This window comes from Neorhizobium sp. R1-B (assembly GCF_004368875.1).
GTDB classification, from domain to species: Bacteria; Pseudomonadota; Alphaproteobacteria; order Rhizobiales; family Rhizobiaceae; genus Neorhizobium; species Neorhizobium huautlense.
Genome location: NZ_SOEM01000043.1, coordinates 1 through 15517 on the forward strand (window position 1 = coordinate 1; position 15517 = coordinate 15517).

The 15517-nt window shown below is 60.8% G+C and carries 18 protein-coding genes and 3 pseudogenes; 11 read left to right on the plus strand and 10 right to left on the minus strand.

Translation table 11 applies throughout. The features are described from left to right. The first annotated feature begins 411 nt into the window (after positions 1-411). The 3 genes from EDE05_RS26315 (at position 412) to EDE05_RS27470 (ending at position 1569) form a co-directional block, all read left to right on the plus strand. Positions 412-723 (plus strand): hypothetical protein, encoded by a 312-nt coding sequence (locus EDE05_RS26315; protein ID WP_112796923.1) that lies wholly within the window; start codon positions 412-414, stop codon positions 721-723. A gap of 94 nt (positions 724-817) precedes the next feature. After that, complete coding sequence (locus EDE05_RS27465; protein ID WP_281033756.1) at positions 818-1078, plus strand: ABC transporter substrate-binding protein; 261 nt, start codon at positions 818-820, stop codon at positions 1076-1078. A 53-nt stretch (positions 1079-1131) separates the two neighbouring features. Further along, positions 1132-1569 carry an ABC transporter substrate-binding protein gene (locus tag EDE05_RS27470; protein WP_162712238.1) on the plus strand — a complete coding sequence of 146 codons (438 nt, stop codon included), beginning with the start codon at positions 1132-1134 and terminating at the stop codon, positions 1567-1569. Positions 1570-2001: 432 nt separating this feature from the next. Here EDE05_RS27470 and EDE05_RS26335 read toward each other — a convergent pair. From EDE05_RS26335 to EDE05_RS26365, 7 genes and pseudogenes are all read right to left on the minus strand, one after another. Then, positions 2002-2699: pseudogene (locus tag EDE05_RS26335) on the minus strand (VIT family protein). A 26-nt stretch (positions 2700-2725) separates the two neighbouring features. Then, positions 2726-4603 carry a heavy metal translocating P-type ATPase gene (locus tag EDE05_RS26340; protein WP_134103299.1) on the minus strand — a complete coding sequence of 626 codons (1878 nt, stop codon included), beginning with the start codon at positions 4601-4603 and terminating at the stop codon, positions 2726-2728. A 59-nt stretch (positions 4604-4662) separates the two neighbouring features. Beyond that, positions 4663-5145 (minus strand): annotated as a pseudogene (locus tag EDE05_RS26345) (FAD:protein FMN transferase); the annotation flags it as partial. 13 nt (positions 5146-5158) lie between these two features. Beyond that, positions 5159-5446, minus strand: a pseudogene (locus tag EDE05_RS26350) (N-acetylglucosamine transferase); the annotation flags it as partial. Between the two features lie 126 nt (positions 5447-5572). Continuing rightward, a complete protein-coding gene (locus tag EDE05_RS26355) occupies positions 5573-5896 on the minus strand; it encodes a hypothetical protein (protein WP_134103302.1) in 324 nt (107 codons plus the stop codon). Between the two features lie 26 nt (positions 5897-5922). Continuing rightward, the gene (locus EDE05_RS26360; protein ID WP_105374932.1) at positions 5923-6531 is read right to left on the minus strand and encodes a DedA family protein; all 609 of its coding nucleotides are present in this window, start codon (positions 6529-6531) and stop codon (positions 5923-5925) included. 1 nt (position 6532) lies between these two features. Then, a complete protein-coding gene (locus tag EDE05_RS26365; RefSeq protein ID WP_105374933.1) occupies positions 6533-6898 on the minus strand; it encodes a hypothetical protein in 366 nt (121 codons plus the stop codon). Between the two features lie 271 nt (positions 6899-7169). Here EDE05_RS26365 and EDE05_RS26370 point away from each other — a divergent pair, with 271 nt between their 5' ends. From EDE05_RS26370 to cydB, 8 genes are all read left to right on the plus strand, one after another. Continuing rightward, positions 7170-7616, plus strand: a complete 447-nt coding sequence (locus tag EDE05_RS26370; RefSeq protein WP_105374934.1) for an ATP-binding protein — start codon at positions 7170-7172, stop codon at positions 7614-7616. 96 nt (positions 7617-7712) lie between these two features. Beyond that, a complete protein-coding gene (gene blh, locus EDE05_RS26375) occupies positions 7713-9011 on the plus strand; it encodes a bifunctional sulfur transferase/dioxygenase Blh (RefSeq protein ID WP_112796911.1) in 1299 nt (432 codons plus the stop codon). Next, entirely contained in the window at positions 9002-9349 is a 348-nt protein-coding gene (bigR, locus tag EDE05_RS26380) for a sulfite-sensing transcriptional repressor BigR (RefSeq protein ID WP_112796908.1), read from the plus strand. The genes blh and bigR overlap by 10 nt, the downstream gene beginning before the upstream one ends. Next, the gene (locus tag EDE05_RS26385; RefSeq protein ID WP_105374937.1) at positions 9346-9756 is read left to right on the plus strand and encodes a YeeE/YedE family protein; all 411 of its coding nucleotides are present in this window, start codon (positions 9346-9348) and stop codon (positions 9754-9756) included. Before bigR ends, EDE05_RS26385 begins: the two co-directional genes overlap by 4 nt. Continuing rightward, entirely contained in the window at positions 9753-10184 is a 432-nt protein-coding gene (locus EDE05_RS26390) for a YeeE/YedE family protein (RefSeq protein WP_112796906.1), read from the plus strand. The genes EDE05_RS26385 and EDE05_RS26390 overlap by 4 nt, the downstream gene beginning before the upstream one ends. Continuing rightward, complete coding sequence (locus EDE05_RS26395; protein WP_208325241.1) at positions 10181-10960, plus strand: sulfite exporter TauE/SafE family protein; 780 nt, start codon at positions 10181-10183, stop codon at positions 10958-10960. The genes EDE05_RS26390 and EDE05_RS26395 overlap by 4 nt, the downstream gene beginning before the upstream one ends. 178 nt (positions 10961-11138) lie before the next feature. Further along, entirely contained in the window at positions 11139-12563 is a 1425-nt protein-coding gene (locus EDE05_RS26400; RefSeq protein WP_105374939.1) for a cytochrome ubiquinol oxidase subunit I, read from the plus strand. Continuing rightward, complete coding sequence (gene cydB, locus EDE05_RS26405; RefSeq protein ID WP_112796904.1) at positions 12553-13557, plus strand: cytochrome d ubiquinol oxidase subunit II; 1005 nt, start codon at positions 12553-12555, stop codon at positions 13555-13557. The genes EDE05_RS26400 and cydB overlap by 11 nt, the downstream gene beginning before the upstream one ends. Before the next feature lie 339 nt (positions 13558-13896). Here cydB and EDE05_RS26415 read toward each other — a convergent pair whose 3' ends face one another. From EDE05_RS26415 to EDE05_RS26425, 3 genes are read right to left on the minus strand one after another with little or no spacing between them, the layout of a single operon-like run. Next, positions 13897-14229 (minus strand): four-helix bundle copper-binding protein, encoded by a 333-nt coding sequence (locus EDE05_RS26415; protein ID WP_105374942.1) that lies wholly within the window; start codon positions 14227-14229, stop codon positions 13897-13899. Further along, positions 14229-14651 (minus strand): DUF305 domain-containing protein, encoded by a 423-nt coding sequence (locus EDE05_RS26420; RefSeq protein WP_105374943.1) that lies wholly within the window; start codon positions 14649-14651, stop codon positions 14229-14231. The genes EDE05_RS26415 and EDE05_RS26420 overlap by 1 nt, the downstream gene beginning before the upstream one ends. Before the next feature lie 34 nt (positions 14652-14685). Further along, positions 14686-15012, minus strand: a complete 327-nt coding sequence (locus EDE05_RS26425) for a hypothetical protein (RefSeq protein WP_105374944.1) — start codon at positions 15010-15012, stop codon at positions 14686-14688. Between the last annotated feature and the right edge of the window lie 505 nt (positions 15013-15517).

The following is a 15517-nucleotide window of genomic DNA, read 5'->3' on the forward strand; positions in this document are numbered from 1 at the left end:
GCTTCGATCGGCGAACGACGCGGCGTTACGAAGCGTAAACAGCAAGTGCACAACGGTGCCTTGGTCTTAGAAGAATTCGAACCAAGTTTTCCAACCCAGGATGAAAAATAAACGAAGTTTGGCAGCGCAATCGCCAGAACTTTCTCGGTTGCCTTGAACTCAGCCTCGTCTTCTCCATGCGACGTCTAGGTGACAAGGAATAGGATATGCGGGGGAGCGCTTAGTTTACGGATGCGATGTAATCGACCAGAACGGCATGCGCCGTCAAGGACATTGAAGCCTTGAATACTGCCGCTCAGCTTCCCAGATCATCCTCGACCCGCTGGTCCGGGCCCCTCTGGTGATCGTCCTCGGCGCGTTCACGATGTCGGACCTCAAACCGACAGATGCCGCAGGCTACGGGACCAGATTATGATTGCAGATATTGCTGCCTGGATGTTTACACTGTTCGTTGTCGATCCCCTTCACGCCGAGATGCGGCAACATCTCGAACGCGCAAATGCGCCTGTCGAAATCGTGCAGCAGTCGCGGCAGTGCTTGGAGTCCGATGTACCGCGTCTTATCGACAAGGCCGGCGACGAGCCGGGCTGGGCAATTGCCACGGCCATTGGCATCTCGACCGGATGGACATCCCCTGAGACGCTATTTGATGGAGCTGATCCAGCCTGCAGCGCGTTGCGTGGACTAATCGGTACAGAGAACGCACGCGAGATGGAAGGTTGACTTTGGAAACGCCGGGCTGCAAGCGCGCTACCAGCACAGCGTCGATGACTTTGTCTCGTCTCGTACATGAAGCACGCAACCGGGACGGCTGACGATTGCCGACGCTCTCGAGCCGACGGGAAGCGATCACCATAACGACCAGCGAGAAGCCGCTCAAATCGCACAGAGATGCTATAGGGACGAAGATGTTGACATGGTGATTAGCGGCGTCAATTCCGACCCCAGCCTGGCGATGACGGCTGTTGCAGCACAGCACGGCAAGCCGATTTTGGTGGTCGGCGCCGACACGTCGGTTCAAGCACGCGAGCGATCTGCGCCTTCTATCATCCAGTACGCCTATAGCACCGTGGCCTAGCAACCGTGCCGGGGCTGGCGCTGACGCGCCAGGGACTAAAGCGGTGGTTCTTTGTGACCGCCGACTACCCCTTCGGCCGCGAGCTTCAGGCGCACGGCACGCATGCTATCGAATCGGCTGGCGGCACCGTGGTCGGCTCCGTCAAGAACCCGCACGGAGAGAACGATTTCTCACCCTTTCTCCAGGCGGCGCGCGACAGCAAGGCAGAGGTTCTCGGCCTTGCCAACGGCCATGCGGAGCTACTCAAAGCCATGGCGGCTATGGAGAAGATGAACCTGACCGGGCGCATGAAGCTGGTCGGATTGCTCACCTTCATTGATGACGTCCATGAGATGGACTTGAGAAAGCGCAGGATCTTTACCTTGCCGACAGCTGGTTTTGGACGCGCGACACAGAAAGCCGCCAATGGACGGAACGCTTCGACGCCCGTCAAAATCGTATGCCCTCCTCCCTGCAGGCGGCAGATTATTCCGCAACCCTGCAGTACCTGAAAGCCGTGGAAGACGTCGGCAGTACCGAGCCGGCAGCACTTATCGGCCGGTTGCGTAGTACCAGCTTGAACGACATGTACGTGAAGAATGGCCGAATTCGCGAAGACGGCACCATGGTTCACGACATGTATCTGCTTCGCGTGAAAAAGCCGCAGGAATCCCAACGTGACTGGGACTTCTATGAGCCCGTTGCCACGTTTCGGGTGATGAGGCGTTCCCCCGCAGGATTTATCTTAACTTGCGACAGTCGTGGGCGGCTGACACCTTGCGTGAACTGCTCGCTACTGAGGACCGTGTCGGACTGTTTCGTAGCGCCGCTTAGACCCGTCCTCAAGGAATGTTCGCATGGCAATAACGCGTTCTTCTACACTCCTCATGCCCAATGGAAACAGAGACCTGTTCTCCGGCCCCTCTTGCCTTCGTCGCAAAATTCTATCCCAATCTTGCTCCGAATATCCTCCCCGCCGCCGCGGTTGCAGCCATGGCGAGTGCCCCCAGAAGGTCACACGCACGGCGCCACGGACAATCCCCGCCCCACCGGCGGACGCGCCCAAGCTGCCGAGGACGCTGAGCGCCACCAGCGTGGAGACCGCCACGACGAGTGTGGTCTGCGCCGGTGGTGACAAGAGAGCGACGATCCGGGGAACGACCGCGCCGGCAGCGAAGGTCAAAGCCGAGACTACCGCTGCCTGTTTCGGATGCGCGGTCACCGTCTCGGAGATCCCAAGTTCGTCGCGGGCATGCGTCCCGAGGGCGTCACGTTCGGTCAGTTATACGGCGACCTTTTCGGCAAGATCACGATCGAGGCCGCGCTCGACATAGATCCGTGTAAGCTCTTCCAGCTCCGCTTCGGGCGTTTCCGCCAGTTCACGCATTTCCCGCGAGAGGTCCGCCTTTTTCGGCATCGGTCTGAGAACTGACCGAGACATACTCGCCCGCTGCCATGGACATCGCGCCTGCAACGAGCCCGGCAAGGCCGGCTATCAGCACTTCCGTCTGCCCCGGACCGGCCGCGGCAACGCCCCACGAGGCTTGACGTCGGACGATCCCGTTACTGGCGCCCAGTCCGCTGCGCGGAGCCAGTCGATCCGACGAGCCATATGGATTTCGGCGTGCGGGAGGCGGCTCATGATGGGTATTCCTTCAACTCGGAAATTTACGGCTCCGGTTCAGTCGCAACCGTCGAAGCAGAAGATTCATGCGGTTCGATCCGCAGGGCACGCAGCGCATTCAGGATCACGGCCACATCAATAAGCTCCTGAAGGAGAGCGCCCTGCACCGGCGTGCGATAACCGAAGGCTGCGGCCACCATCCCGAGCACTGACAGACCGATCCCGGCCAAAACGCTTTCGACCGCAATGCGCCTGGAGCGCCGGGCGATCTCGATGCCCGGCCCGAGGCGATCGATCCGGTCTACGAGCAGCACGACGTCGGCAGCCTCTGCCGAAGCTGCAGCACCCCGCGCGCCCATGGCCACACCCACATCCGCGGCGGCGAGCGCCGGAGCATCATTCACGCCATCGCCGACCATCATGACCGGACCGTTCTTGCGCTCGGTCAGGACCAGCAGGACCTTCTGGTCGGGGGTCAGTCCCGTCCGAAGGCCGTCCAGACCAAGGCCTTCGGTCACGCGTTCGGCCACCTCCGCACGATCCCCAGTCGCCAGAAGAATGCGTCCGACGCCTTCCCGCCGCAGTCCCGTCAGCATGGCTTCTGTACCGTCGCGCAAGGGATCGGCCATGACGAGATACCCCGCCAGATGACCGTCCACCGCGACGGCAACGAGGACAGATCCGGCTGCGAGAGCCGGGTGACTGCCTCTCGTTCGCCCGACGCGCCGGGTCACGAATCCGTCGCCGCCCACGATGACCTGGTGGCCATCCACGCTCCCGACAACGCCCTCGCCTGGGATCTCGGTTACCTCCGACGGCACCGGCAAGACGAGGCCACGTTCCTTCGCAGCCGCGACGATAGCCTGGGCGACGGGATGCTTTGATGCCTGATCGAGCGCTGCGGCTAGGCGCAGGATATCGCCTTCGGACATGCTGTCGTGGCTGTCGATCGAGACGATCTGCGGGCGTCCTTCAGTCAATGTGCCCGTCTTGTCGAGGATCAGTGTTCGGATGCGCGCCATCGCCTCGAGCGGCTTCGCCCCTTTGATGAGAACCCCGAAATGCGCCGCCCGCGACAGCCCGGCCACCAATGCCACCGGCACGGCCAGAATAAGGGGACAGGGGGTGGCCACGACCAGCACCGCGACGGTTCGGATCGGATCGCCCGTGAACCACCAGGCGGCGAAGGCCAGCGCAACGGTGACCGCGAGAAAGCCGAGCGACCAGCGATCCGCCAGCCTGGACATCGGCGCCTTCGACCTTTGAGCCTCTTCGACAAGCCGGACGATGCCGGCATAGGTGCTTTCCCTCGCTCGGCGGATTGCCTTCAGGTCGAAGGCCTCGCCGGCATTGGTCGAGCCGCTCATGGCCTCCGCGTCGCGCAAGAGACGGACCGGCAGGGATTCCCCGGTCAGCGGCGAGGTATCGAGAAAAGCCACATCCGAGGCGATCGTGCCATCCACGGGCACGACGTCCCCTTGCCGGATCAGCAAGCGGTCGCCCGGCCTGATCTCGTCGAGCGGCACGTCCTCGAGTTCGCCGTTTTGATGCCTCGTCGCCGTCCGCGGGACACGCGAGAGGAGATCCTGCATCTCCCGCCGTGCCTGGCCTTCGGCGAAGCTCTCAAGGAAGGTGCCGCCCGAATACATCACCGCGACGACGGCCGCGGCCAACGTTTCTCCGAATGTGAGTGCGGCTGTCATGGACATGGCGGCGACGATGTCGAGCCCGACCTCGCCGCGCCACAGGCTGCGAAGAATTTCCAGCAGGAGCGCGGCAAGGACCGGGATGACGCCGAGTGACCAGGCGATGCCGGCGGCGTCTGTCCGGCCAGAAAAGTGCAGCGCGAGCCCCGACACAAGGCCCGCCAATGCCATCATTAGAAGGGCTGTCTTGATTCGGTCTTTGCTAACATAATCCATTCGGCTCAATTCTATTTGACGCGATTTTCCGCTCGAAAGGCTTTCATCGATTGGGCTTCTCAGCCTTGATGTCGGTCAATCGGTGCGGCTCGAGGCGGACGCGGCACTTTCGAGAAGAGCGCTCCCACCGGGTGCGCATTGATGTCACCGACGTCGTCGCGCACGAGAAACAGAGCGTCGAGACCATGCTTTAGGGCGTAGGCACCGCCGGCGTCCAATCCAAGGATCATCAGCGCGGTCGCCCAGGCATCCGCCTCAGCGCAGGTTCTCGCGACGACGGTGACTGAGGCGGGTGCGTCTGTGACTGGCATGCCGCGGTGCGGGTTCATCGTGTGCGACAGGCGCCGCCCCTGGACTTCGACCCAATGACGATAGTCTCCGGACGTCGCGACGGACGCGTCATGAAGCGAGAGGATCGAGTGCGGAGCCCTGCGGTCGGAGTCGGGCGCCTCGACCGCGATGGCCCACGGCTCAGCATCTGGCCGTAGACCTATGGCCCGCATCTCGCCGTCGATACCGACGAGTGCCGACCGGATACCGAAAACGCCGAACGTCCCAGGCCGTCAGATCAGCCCAGGCAAGGAGCGCGCCGGTGCCCTGGTCCAGATAGCCAGTGCCCCGGTCCGTCTTCAGCGTGAAGACATCTGTCGCATCGCCAGGATAGGGAAATGCCAGTTCGCGGAGCTCAGCGACCGGCGTGGTCGCGAGCAGTTCCATGTCGGTAATCGCGGTGCCGGTGTCGCCGCTCACGGTGGTGGGGATGGTCAGCCCAGCGCCACCGTCGAGCAGCAGATCGAAGGTGGACGCCGTCATCCAGAGCCCGAACGCCGCCTTTCCACGCATGTAATTCCAGCAGCCGCTCCAGATCGCAAGGTTTCCAATTGAGCAGTTCTCGTGCACCGGCGGACATTCAGATTCCCTCACCTGTTCCTCGCATCGACAGTCATCGTGGTTGCGCTCGGTTGGTGGCTAGCTTGCATTGTTTGCGCCAGACGAGATGGGCATTAACCCGAATTGATCTGGCGCAATGTTGAACGTGTGCACGCCCTTCATAGTGGATTTCCACGCGAAAATGTAGGTTTGGCGATGGGCAAGCGCAGTAGGTACGCGATCATGCTGGGAACAGTCGTGGCCATCGTCGTCTTTCCATGATGCTTCTCCTTTTCCCTTCATCGGGATTTCAGAGAACCATCTCAGCGGCTGAGTTTCATTGATCCCCATCAATCTGATGCTGACGGCGCGCCGCACCAAGCCTGAAATCCCGGTTTTCGGTTTATGGGAGCGCTTCGGCATGTAGTACTTTGGATCAACCGCCGGTGTTATGAGGGACCGGCGCGCTTCCTTCCGGCCAACAATGACATGAGTTTCCAACCCAAAAAAACCGTCATGACGACAGACGCAGCCAACCAGGTCGCGTTGCCTAGGAGATCTGCTACTTTCTGAATACTTCTGCTGAACGCCACCCCCAAGCTCATGTAAGCGCCGACCCAGATTGCCTCACCCAAGGCATCCCAGACCGAAAAACGGACCCACGAATAGCGACTCATCCCCGCGAAAAGATTTACATATGGTCCGAGTGGACTGAGCAGCCAGCGGCTGAAGAATATCCCCGCATCTCCCCATCGCGTTTCAAGCTGCTCGGCCTGTTTCAGCGCTTTATCTAGCCATTGAATGCTCTGCGCCATCTTGAACAGCCGAGATGAAGCCGAGCGCCCGAGGAGATATCCGGCCTGATCCCCGGCGATGGCGCCGGAAAGGCCGGCAACGAAGAATGGCAGGAGGGTCAACTCCCCTTGCTCAGCAAAAGAGCCGATGGCCAACATGACAAGCGACGTCGGGAATGGCACCCCGAGGCAATTCACCATCAGGACGATGAACAACGCATAGACGCCCTGTTCGTCGATCAGGATGAAAAGCCACTCCGCCATTCTACTGGCCCGCAGGATTGCGACCAGGTTCGATGTCCTGATTGCGTTTAGCGGCAATCGCCTCTTCGAGAGTTCTACGGACCTCCGCGAATGACTTGCCCTGCTTCCTTGCTATTTCGCCCAATGGGCTTCGATCACGTACGCCTGCCGGAAGCCCCAACGCTGTCTGCAGCAGGATCGGGGAGACGCCATGCGAATTAGCCACATAACCGAGCGGCATCCACTCCTCTATTGGCTCGTCTTGGTGACTGGACCAGTAAATCGTCCGAACAGCTAGTCGCACCGCAAGGAAACCGGATATGCCTGCCGTTAGCGTGAAAGCGGCAAGCAGTGCTACGAAAATCTTTCGCTCCGGAAGAAATTTCATTGAGCCTTTCCCCCCTGGAGCCGACCCTGCTCACGAGCGTTGCGCGTCTCCGGTCGATTTACGAATGAGGCCGCAAGGGCGGGAGCAACTTGGCGCGGTTCCCCAACATCCGATATATCTATTTTGTCTTCATTGCGTTCATAAGCACCTCCCCTTTGGTAATCCTGCCCTTCAAGCGCTGCGGTCACCTTGATGCCGATCAATCGCGAGGCCCGGCTGCCGGCAAGCACTGAACAACCAAAGCGGGTCGCATTCAGGAGCCCCTCATCCTATGTTACCAATACTCCTGCCGCCAATGCTGGATGCCGCGCCCGCGACACTCGCCTCGACCAAAGGCGCTTCCGCCGACGAGCTGATAGACGTATCGGTGCTGCTCTCGGAAGTCACTTCTGAACTGGAAACACAGCTATCGAACGCCGACGTCCGGGTTGCCGTCGAGGTCGCCGACACGAGCCCCGCGCCCGTCGAAATAAGGGCAGACCGGGTGCTGGTGCGTCTCGTGGCGCGCAATCTGATAGAGAACGCTATCCAGCACTCCCCCAAGGGCGGCGAGGTTAGTCGCCGCGTGCGAGGCTCAGAACAGGAGCAGCACGTCGTCGTTGAAAATCTCGACCAGGGGCCTGGTCATGGAAGCGGGCTCGGGCTGTCGATCGTCCAGATGGCTCTCGACCGCCTGGGAGGTAGCCGGCATTCGAGAGAGGAAGCCGCTGGTTCGTGAAAGCCTCGTTCCCTGTCTGAGCCTTGGACTGGCTTGACATAATAACATTATATATTATTATATATCATATATCGAATTTTGAATAGGAAGCCAGTCATGCCTGTAACCAAATTGTCCGAGAAGCTTTCGATCTCGTCGCAGCCCAGCATTGATGACATCCAATCGCTTCGCCACGAAGGGTTTAGTACCATTATCAACAACCGACCGGATAACGAAGAGCCCGGACAGCCGGGAACAGAGACCGAGGCCCAAGAAGCGAAACACTGCAAGCTGTCCTATTCCTTCATCCCGGTCACCGCAGCCTCGATCACCGAGGCGGACGTACGTGCTTTTCAGCGTGCGGTAGATGAATCTGAAGGTCCCGTCCTCGCCCATTGCCAAACCGGCAAGCGCTCGCTGAACCTCTACCTGATCGGTGAGGTCCTTGACGGACGCATGACTGCCGACGAGGTCGTCGAATTCGGACGCAGCCGCGGCTTCGACACAAGCGCCTCTGCCATTTGGCTTGAGACACACGCGTCGCATCGACCGCAGGTCAAGGGCTTTTTCGACAAGCGCACCTGGAGTGTTCAGTATGTGGTTTCTGATCCAGTAACGAACAAATGCGCCATCATCGATCCGGTGCTCGATTTCGACGAGAAGGCCGGAGCGACCGCGACCATCAATGCCGACGCAATCCTCGACTACGTCCGCGACAAGGGGTTGACCGTGGAGTGGATCCTCGACACCCATCCGCATGCCGACCACTTCTCTGCGGCCCAGTATCTGAAGGAGAAGACCAATGCCCGCTCCGCCATCGGCGAGCGCGTCATGGATGTCCAGAAACTCTGGAAGGGCATCTACAATTGGCCGGAGCTTGCCACCGACGGCTCCCAATGGGACCGGCTGTTCGCCCATGGCGAGACATTCAAGGTCGGATCTATCGATGCGAAGGTCCTTTTCTCACCCGGACACACGCTCGCCTCGATTACCTATGTGGTCGGTGACGCCGCGTTCGTCCATGACACGCTGTTCATGCCCGACAGCGGCACGGCGCGCGCCGACTTCCCCGGCGGCGACGCCCGCATCCTGTGGAAGTCGATCCAGGACATCCTCGCACTCCCGGACGAGACCCGCATCTTCACCGGACATGACTACCAGCCGGACGGTCGCGCGCCTCGCTGGGAAAGCACTGTCGCCGAGCAAAGGAAGTCCAACCCGCATATTGCCGGAGTGACCGAAGAGCAGTTCGTGGCGCTGCGGACGAAGCGCGACAAGACGCTGCCGATGCCGAAGCTCATTTTGCATGCGCTTCAGGTGAACATCCGGGGCGGGCGTCTGCCGGAGCCGGAGGCCAACGGTAAGCGCTACCTCAAGTTCCCGCTCGATGCATTGCAGGGAGCGGCATGGGAATGAGCACCAATACTAAGACGACGATGAAGGCGGAGCTCTCCCCCTCCGAGATGGCCGGCCGGGCCGGAGAGGTCGCCAATCTCCTGAAGACGTTGTCCCACCAGGCGCGTCTGATGATCGTCTGCACGCTGGTCGAAGGCGAGTTTTCGGTCAGCGAACTCGAGGAAAAGCTCGACATCCATCAGCCGCATCTTTCCCAGCATCTGACGGTGCTGCGGAGCTCCGGAACTGTCGAAACACGGCGGGAGGGAAAGCAGATCTTCTACCGGCTAGCCGAAGAGAAGGCCGCACAACTGGTCTCCGCCCTCTATGACATCTTCTGCGTAAAGGGAGAGACATGAACATCTATCTCCAGTCTCTGGCCGGCGGCATGCTGATCGGCGTATCCGCGGTCATGCTCCTGCTTCTGAACGGCCGGATCGCCGGGATCAGCGGGATTGTCGGGCGTCTGGCCCAAGGCGTCGAACTGACCACCAATCTCGCCTTCGTGCTGGGACTGCTGCTTGGTCCGCTGGTGTACCTGCTTGCATTCGACGGATGGCCGACCGTCGAGATCGCAGCGGGCTGGCCGCTGATCATCGTCGCCGGACTGCTGGTCGGCTTCGGTTCTCGCATGGGCTCCGGATGCACCAGCGGCCACGGCGTGCTCGGGCTTGCCCGCCTCTCTCCACGATCCATGGTGGCCGTCGCCACCTTCCTGTCGGCCGGCGTGGTCGCAGTCACCGTTCTACGAGGTCTCGGACTATGAACAGAAACATCTATCAGTTCGGCGCCGCGCTCTTGTCCGGCATCGTCTTCGGCTTCGGCCTGTCGCTCTCGGGCATGCTCAATCCGGTTCGCGTCCAGGGCTTCCTCGACGTCTTCGGCAACTGGGATCCAAGTCTTGCCTTCGTTCTTGGCGGCGCCGTCGCCGTCGCCTTCATCGGCGTACAGGTGATGAAGAAGATGCGCCATCCCGCCTTCGACGACAGCTTCCATGTTCCCACGAGCCGGAGGATCGACGGGCCGCTGGTCACCGGCTCGGCCCTCTTCGGCCTCGGCTGGGGAATAGGCGGCTTTTGTCCCGGCCCTGCCGTCGCTTCTCTGTCGGTTGGAATTCCACAGACGTTGCTGTTCGTGGTCGCCATGCTCATCGGTATGACACTTTACGACCAGGTCTGGAGCAGAAAGACATGAGTCCTTCCGTTCTGTCGGCCGTCGGTTCCGGCGGGATCGTCGGCTTCATGCTGGGCCTGCTCGGCGGCGGCGGCTCGATCCTGGCGACCCCGCTCCTCCTCTACGTCGTCGGCGTCGCTCAACCTCATATCGCGATCGGAACCGGCGCGCTTGCGGTCTCGGTCAACGCCTTCGCCAACTTCGCAGGCCATGCGATCAAGGGCCATGTCTGGTGGCGCTGTGCAGCCGTGTTTTCCGCACTTGGCGTCATCGGCGCTCTTGCCGGCTCCAGCCTCGGAAAGGCGATGGATGGAGACCGGCTGATCTTCCTGTTCGGCATTCTGATGGTCGTCGTCGGCGCCCTGATGCTCAAGCCGAGGAAGCCGACCTCCGTCGAAAACCGGCCGGTCGACCTCAGGATGTGCCTGGTCACCGCAGCGGTCGCATTAGCCGCCGGCGCGGCTTCCGGCTTCTTCGGGATCGGCGGCGGCTCCCTGATCGTGCCAGGCCTAATGCTGGCGACCGGCATGCCGATGATCAACGCGATCGGCACGTCGCTCCTGTCAGTCGGCGCGTTCGGGCTGGCGACTGCGCTGAACTACGCCGCCTCCGGCCTCGTGGACTGGTGGCTTGCTGCCGAGTTTATCGGTGGAGGCGTCGCAGGCGGCATCCTCGGCATGATGCTGGCCACACGGCTCAGCGCTTACAAGAACATCCTCAACCGTCTCTTCGCGGCGCTTATCTTCGTTGTCGCGGGCTACATCTTCTACCGTAGCTGGGGGGCGACGACGGCTTGATGTCAACCCCGCCCGGCGCCTCGGGACGTGACATACCGACGCGCGACGCAGGGTGTGGTTGGCCTGGACAGATATCTCCCTACGTTGGGGTTCGACAGGCCGATCCATTCAGTCACGATGCCGCGCCGGAACCGGGGCGGCGGCACTAAGTTCGAGGGTCTTCAACAATGGAGTCGTCATGACCTTCCTCGGTTTCGATGCGGAGATGCTGGCGCGAATGCAGTTCGCGTTCACCGTCTCGTTCCACTTCCTGTTTCCCGCCTTTTCGATCGGGACGGCAAGCTACCTCGCCGTCCTGAACGCGCTCTGGCTCTGGAAGCGCGACGAAGCCTATCTCAAGCTCTTCGAATACTGGAAGACGATCTTCGCAGTGACCTTCGCCATGGGCGTCGTATCGGGGATTGTGATGAGCTACCAGTTCGGCACCAACTGGTCCGCCTTCTCGGACAAGGCGGGCCCGGTCATCGGACCGCTGATGGGCTACGAGGTCCTTACCGCCTTCTTCCTTGAGGCGGGCTTCCTCGGCATCGCCCTGTTCGGCCGCAAACGCGTCGGAGACACGGCCCACATGGTGGCTGTCGCCATGGTCGCGATAGGAACGCTGATCTCGGCGACGTGGATCACGGCGGCCAATAGCTGGATGCATACGCCGGCTGGATTCGGAGTCGACGCCAATGACGTCTTCGTTCCTCAGGACTGGTGGAAGATCATCTTCAACCCGTCCTTCCCATATAGGATGACCCATACCGTGATGGCGGCTTTCCTGACCACCGCCTTCGCAGTGGGCGCAGTCGGCGCCTTGCATCTGCTGAAGGACCGGACGAACCGCCAGGCCCGGATCATGTTCTCGATGGCGATGTGGATGGCGGCAATCGTTACTCCGATACAGATCTTCGTCGGCGACCTGCATGGCCTGAACACGCTCGAACATCAGCCTGCGAAGATCGCAGCCATGGAAGGACATTACGAGACGCACAAGAACGGCGCTCCTCTCGTCCTGTTCGGCATTCCGGACGACGAGGCGGAGACAACCCGCTACGCGGTCGAGGTGCCGAAGCTCGGCTCGCTGATCCTAACGCATGAGCTAAACGGCGAGATCAAGGGTCTGAAGGAATGGCCCCGCGACCAGCGTCCTCCGGCGCTCATGCCGTTCATCACCTTCCGGATCATGGTAGGCCTCGGCTTTCTGATGCTCGGCGTCGGGCTTTGGTCTCTTTGGGCGCGCTGGAAGGGAACCCTTTATGACACGCCGTGGCTCCACCGTGTCGCGGTGGCAATGGGAGGTTCCGGCTTCGTAGCGGTGCTTGCCGGCTGGTACACGACCGAGGTCGGCCGTCAGCCCTGGACGGTGTACGGGCACCTTCGGACCGCCGAGAGTCTTTCGCCGGTCTCCGCTCCCGCAGTCGGGACCTCGCTGCTCATCTTCATCGCCGTCTACTTCGTGGTCTTCGGTGTGGGCGTCTATTATCTGCTGAAGCTCATGCGGCGGTCGCCGACCCCTCTGGATGCGGATCAAGAACTGGATGCTGGTCCGATCCGGACGGCGGGCATTATGCCAGGTGCTGCACAGGATCATCCGATTGGAGGACGACATGGACATTGATCTTTCCTTCGTCTGGGCAGGGATCATCGCCTTCGCGGTCCTCGCCTATGTCGTGCTGGACGGCTTCGACCTCGGAATCGGCATCGTCTTCCCGTTCTTCCGCCAGAGGCGCGACCGCGATGTGATGACGAACTCGATCGCTCCCGTCTGGGATGGCAACGAGACGTGGCTGGTGCTCGGCGGCGGCGGCCTCATGGCCGTGTTCCCGCTGGCCTACGCGATCATCATGCCGGCGCTTTACATGCCGATCATCCTGATGCTGGTCAGCCTGATCTTCCGGGGCGTCGCCTTCGAGTTCCGGTGGCGCACGCACCACGAGTCGCACCTTTGGGACTTCGGCTTCTGGATCGGATCATCGGTCGCGGCTCTGATGCAGGGGATTGCTCTTGGAGCTCTCGTACAGGGTATTACCGTCGAGGGAAGGCAGTATGCTGGCGGCTGGTGGGACTGGCTCACCCCCTTCTCGATCATGACCGGCGTTGCGGTTCTCATCGGCTATGCGCTGCTCGGGGTGACGTGGCTTAATCTAAAGACGTCCGGAGAGATCCAGGCCCGGTCTGCAAAGCTCGCGCGTCCACTGAGTCTCGGTCTCCTGGCGCTGATCGGCGCGGTGTCGCTCTGGACGCCGTTCATCAACGAGATATACTTCGAACGATGGTTCGGCTGGCCGACCGCCTTCTTCTCTTCCCTCGTGCCGCTGATGCTTGCGCTTTGCGCGTTTTTGCTCTGGCACGGCCTCACTCACGGCAAGCATCTGCAGCCCTTCCTGTCGGCGCTCGGCCTGTTCGTGCTGAGCTTCGTCGGCCTGGGGATCAGCTTCTATCCGTACATGATTCCCGGCGTGCTCACGATCAGGGACGCCGCCGCTCCGGCGAGTTCGCTGAAGTTCCTGCTCGTGGGAGCCGTCGTGCTCGTCCCCATGATCCTTGCCTACACTGCCTACGCCTATTGGGTCTTCCGCGGCAAGATCGACCCGCAAGAGGGATACCACTGATGGGCGAGGCTCTTCGAAAGACGGCGTGGTTTATCGGGCTGTGGCTGGCCGGCGTCGGAACCGTCGCCGCCGTAGGTCTGGTGGTTAGAGCATTTCTGGCTTGAGCATGTTGTTCGCAGCGCACCTGCGAATTCAGCGCGTTTTTTGACGTCCGCGAGATCGAGCAAGCACGAGGCTGCGGCCATTCGACTGGCCCCGATTTTCGGAGCTGATTTACGTGTACCATTTGTCTTGATGTAGGGCCTCACCGTCAGCGGTTAGAAGCTCCTCTCAAAACGAACATCCCCGCCGGCTCGAGGTGGCGAACCCGACCGGACCATTGCCGGGTTCGCCTCTCCATCAGGTGGCCATCTTCTCGCAGCTATCCGCACACTTCCTGCAGGCGTCGACGCAGCTCTGCATGTCGCCGATACGTTCGCAGTCGTCAGCGCACTGGCGGCAGATCTCCGCACATTCCTGGCAGGTGTGCCTGTGGTGTTCGGTGCCGATCAGCATTAGGTGGGCGGACGTCCTGCACATCTCCGCGCAGGCCATCATAAGCTTGAAATGGGAGGGTTCGGTGTGCTTCCCGCCCATCTCGAGGCAGTGCCCCATCACCATCGAGAGGCACTCGCGATAGCACACGAGGCAGTTGTCGATGCATTCCTTCATCTCGGTAGACATGTGGTGCATCACTTCGCCTCCTTCTCGACCCAGGCAGTCAGTTCCTTGATCTCCTTGGTTTGGTCGTCGATGATCTTCTGGGCCTGCGCCTTCGTCTCGGCGTTCTTGCCGTACTTAAGCTCAACCTGCGCCATGCTGATCGCTCCCATGTGGTGGGCGATCATTCCGCAGGCGAAGGACACGTCCGGATCCTTCTTCATCATGCCCTGCACCATGTTCATGTTCATGGCTTTCATGCCGTCCATCGATTCCTTTTGGAATTCGGCCATGCCAGACATCTCGTGGCCCTGCATGGACATGTCGCCGCCCGACGACATTTCTGACTTGCACTTGGACGGATAGGCCGTCTGGGCCGACGCCGGACCGGCCGTTGCGATTGCAGCCGGGGAAAGAAGCGCACTTGCGATTGCGATCTTGATTACGTTGTTCATGTTGAACTCCCGTTTCGTAAGAATGTCTTCATGGTCACGTAGCAAGAGGTCGTGGAGGCGGATCGATAGAGGTCACCAGCAGCAGGGGCTGCTCGACCTTTACATGGGAATGAGGCCTGTCCTGAATCGCCGAGGGTAGCCGCGGCGAAGGAAGGTGCGGCAGCATCGGACAGCAGTGCATGCTGCCGCAGCAGCCCGCTTGGACATCCGTATCGTCATGATGGTCGACCGAACCGTCATCATGAGCCGTCTGGCAATGATGCGGAGATGCGGCAGCCGGCACCACGGCGGACAAGTTCATCAGCACCACCGCGACGGCGAAGGCGCATAGGACGGACCGTAGGCCAGGCTTGAGATTCATCCGGCACTCCCGAGGTTGCTGCGCGAACATCGCAGGAGGAAGAAAGTTCCAGCTTTCGAGCGTATGTGGAATGGGAAACGTGGGCGACTCCGGCTCGCAGAATTATAAGTCGGCGACAACCTATAGATCAGCGTCGGAGCCGAAGGTGCGGATGATCACGATCACGAACCAGCCCGTCGGCACCCACAAACCTGTCTGACGCTTTGGAAAGTCGTCAGCGGCCACCGCCGCTGGAGGCAATGCTGTAAGCAGTGCGAAACCGGAAGAAGTTTAACTGACATATTGTCCTGGTCCTTTATTTATTTGTTTGTTTGTTTGTTTGTTTGTTTGTTTGAGAATGCGAGGCCCAACAGGACACCTTCTATCAACGAAAATCGCCAACACCGTTGTTTTCCACCCGCACTGTATCTACAACCTCGAGAATGGCGGCAATGACCACATCGGGCCGAGTGAACTGGATATAGTGTCCGGAATCAGCCACCAGCTGATGACGGCTGCGCGTTGA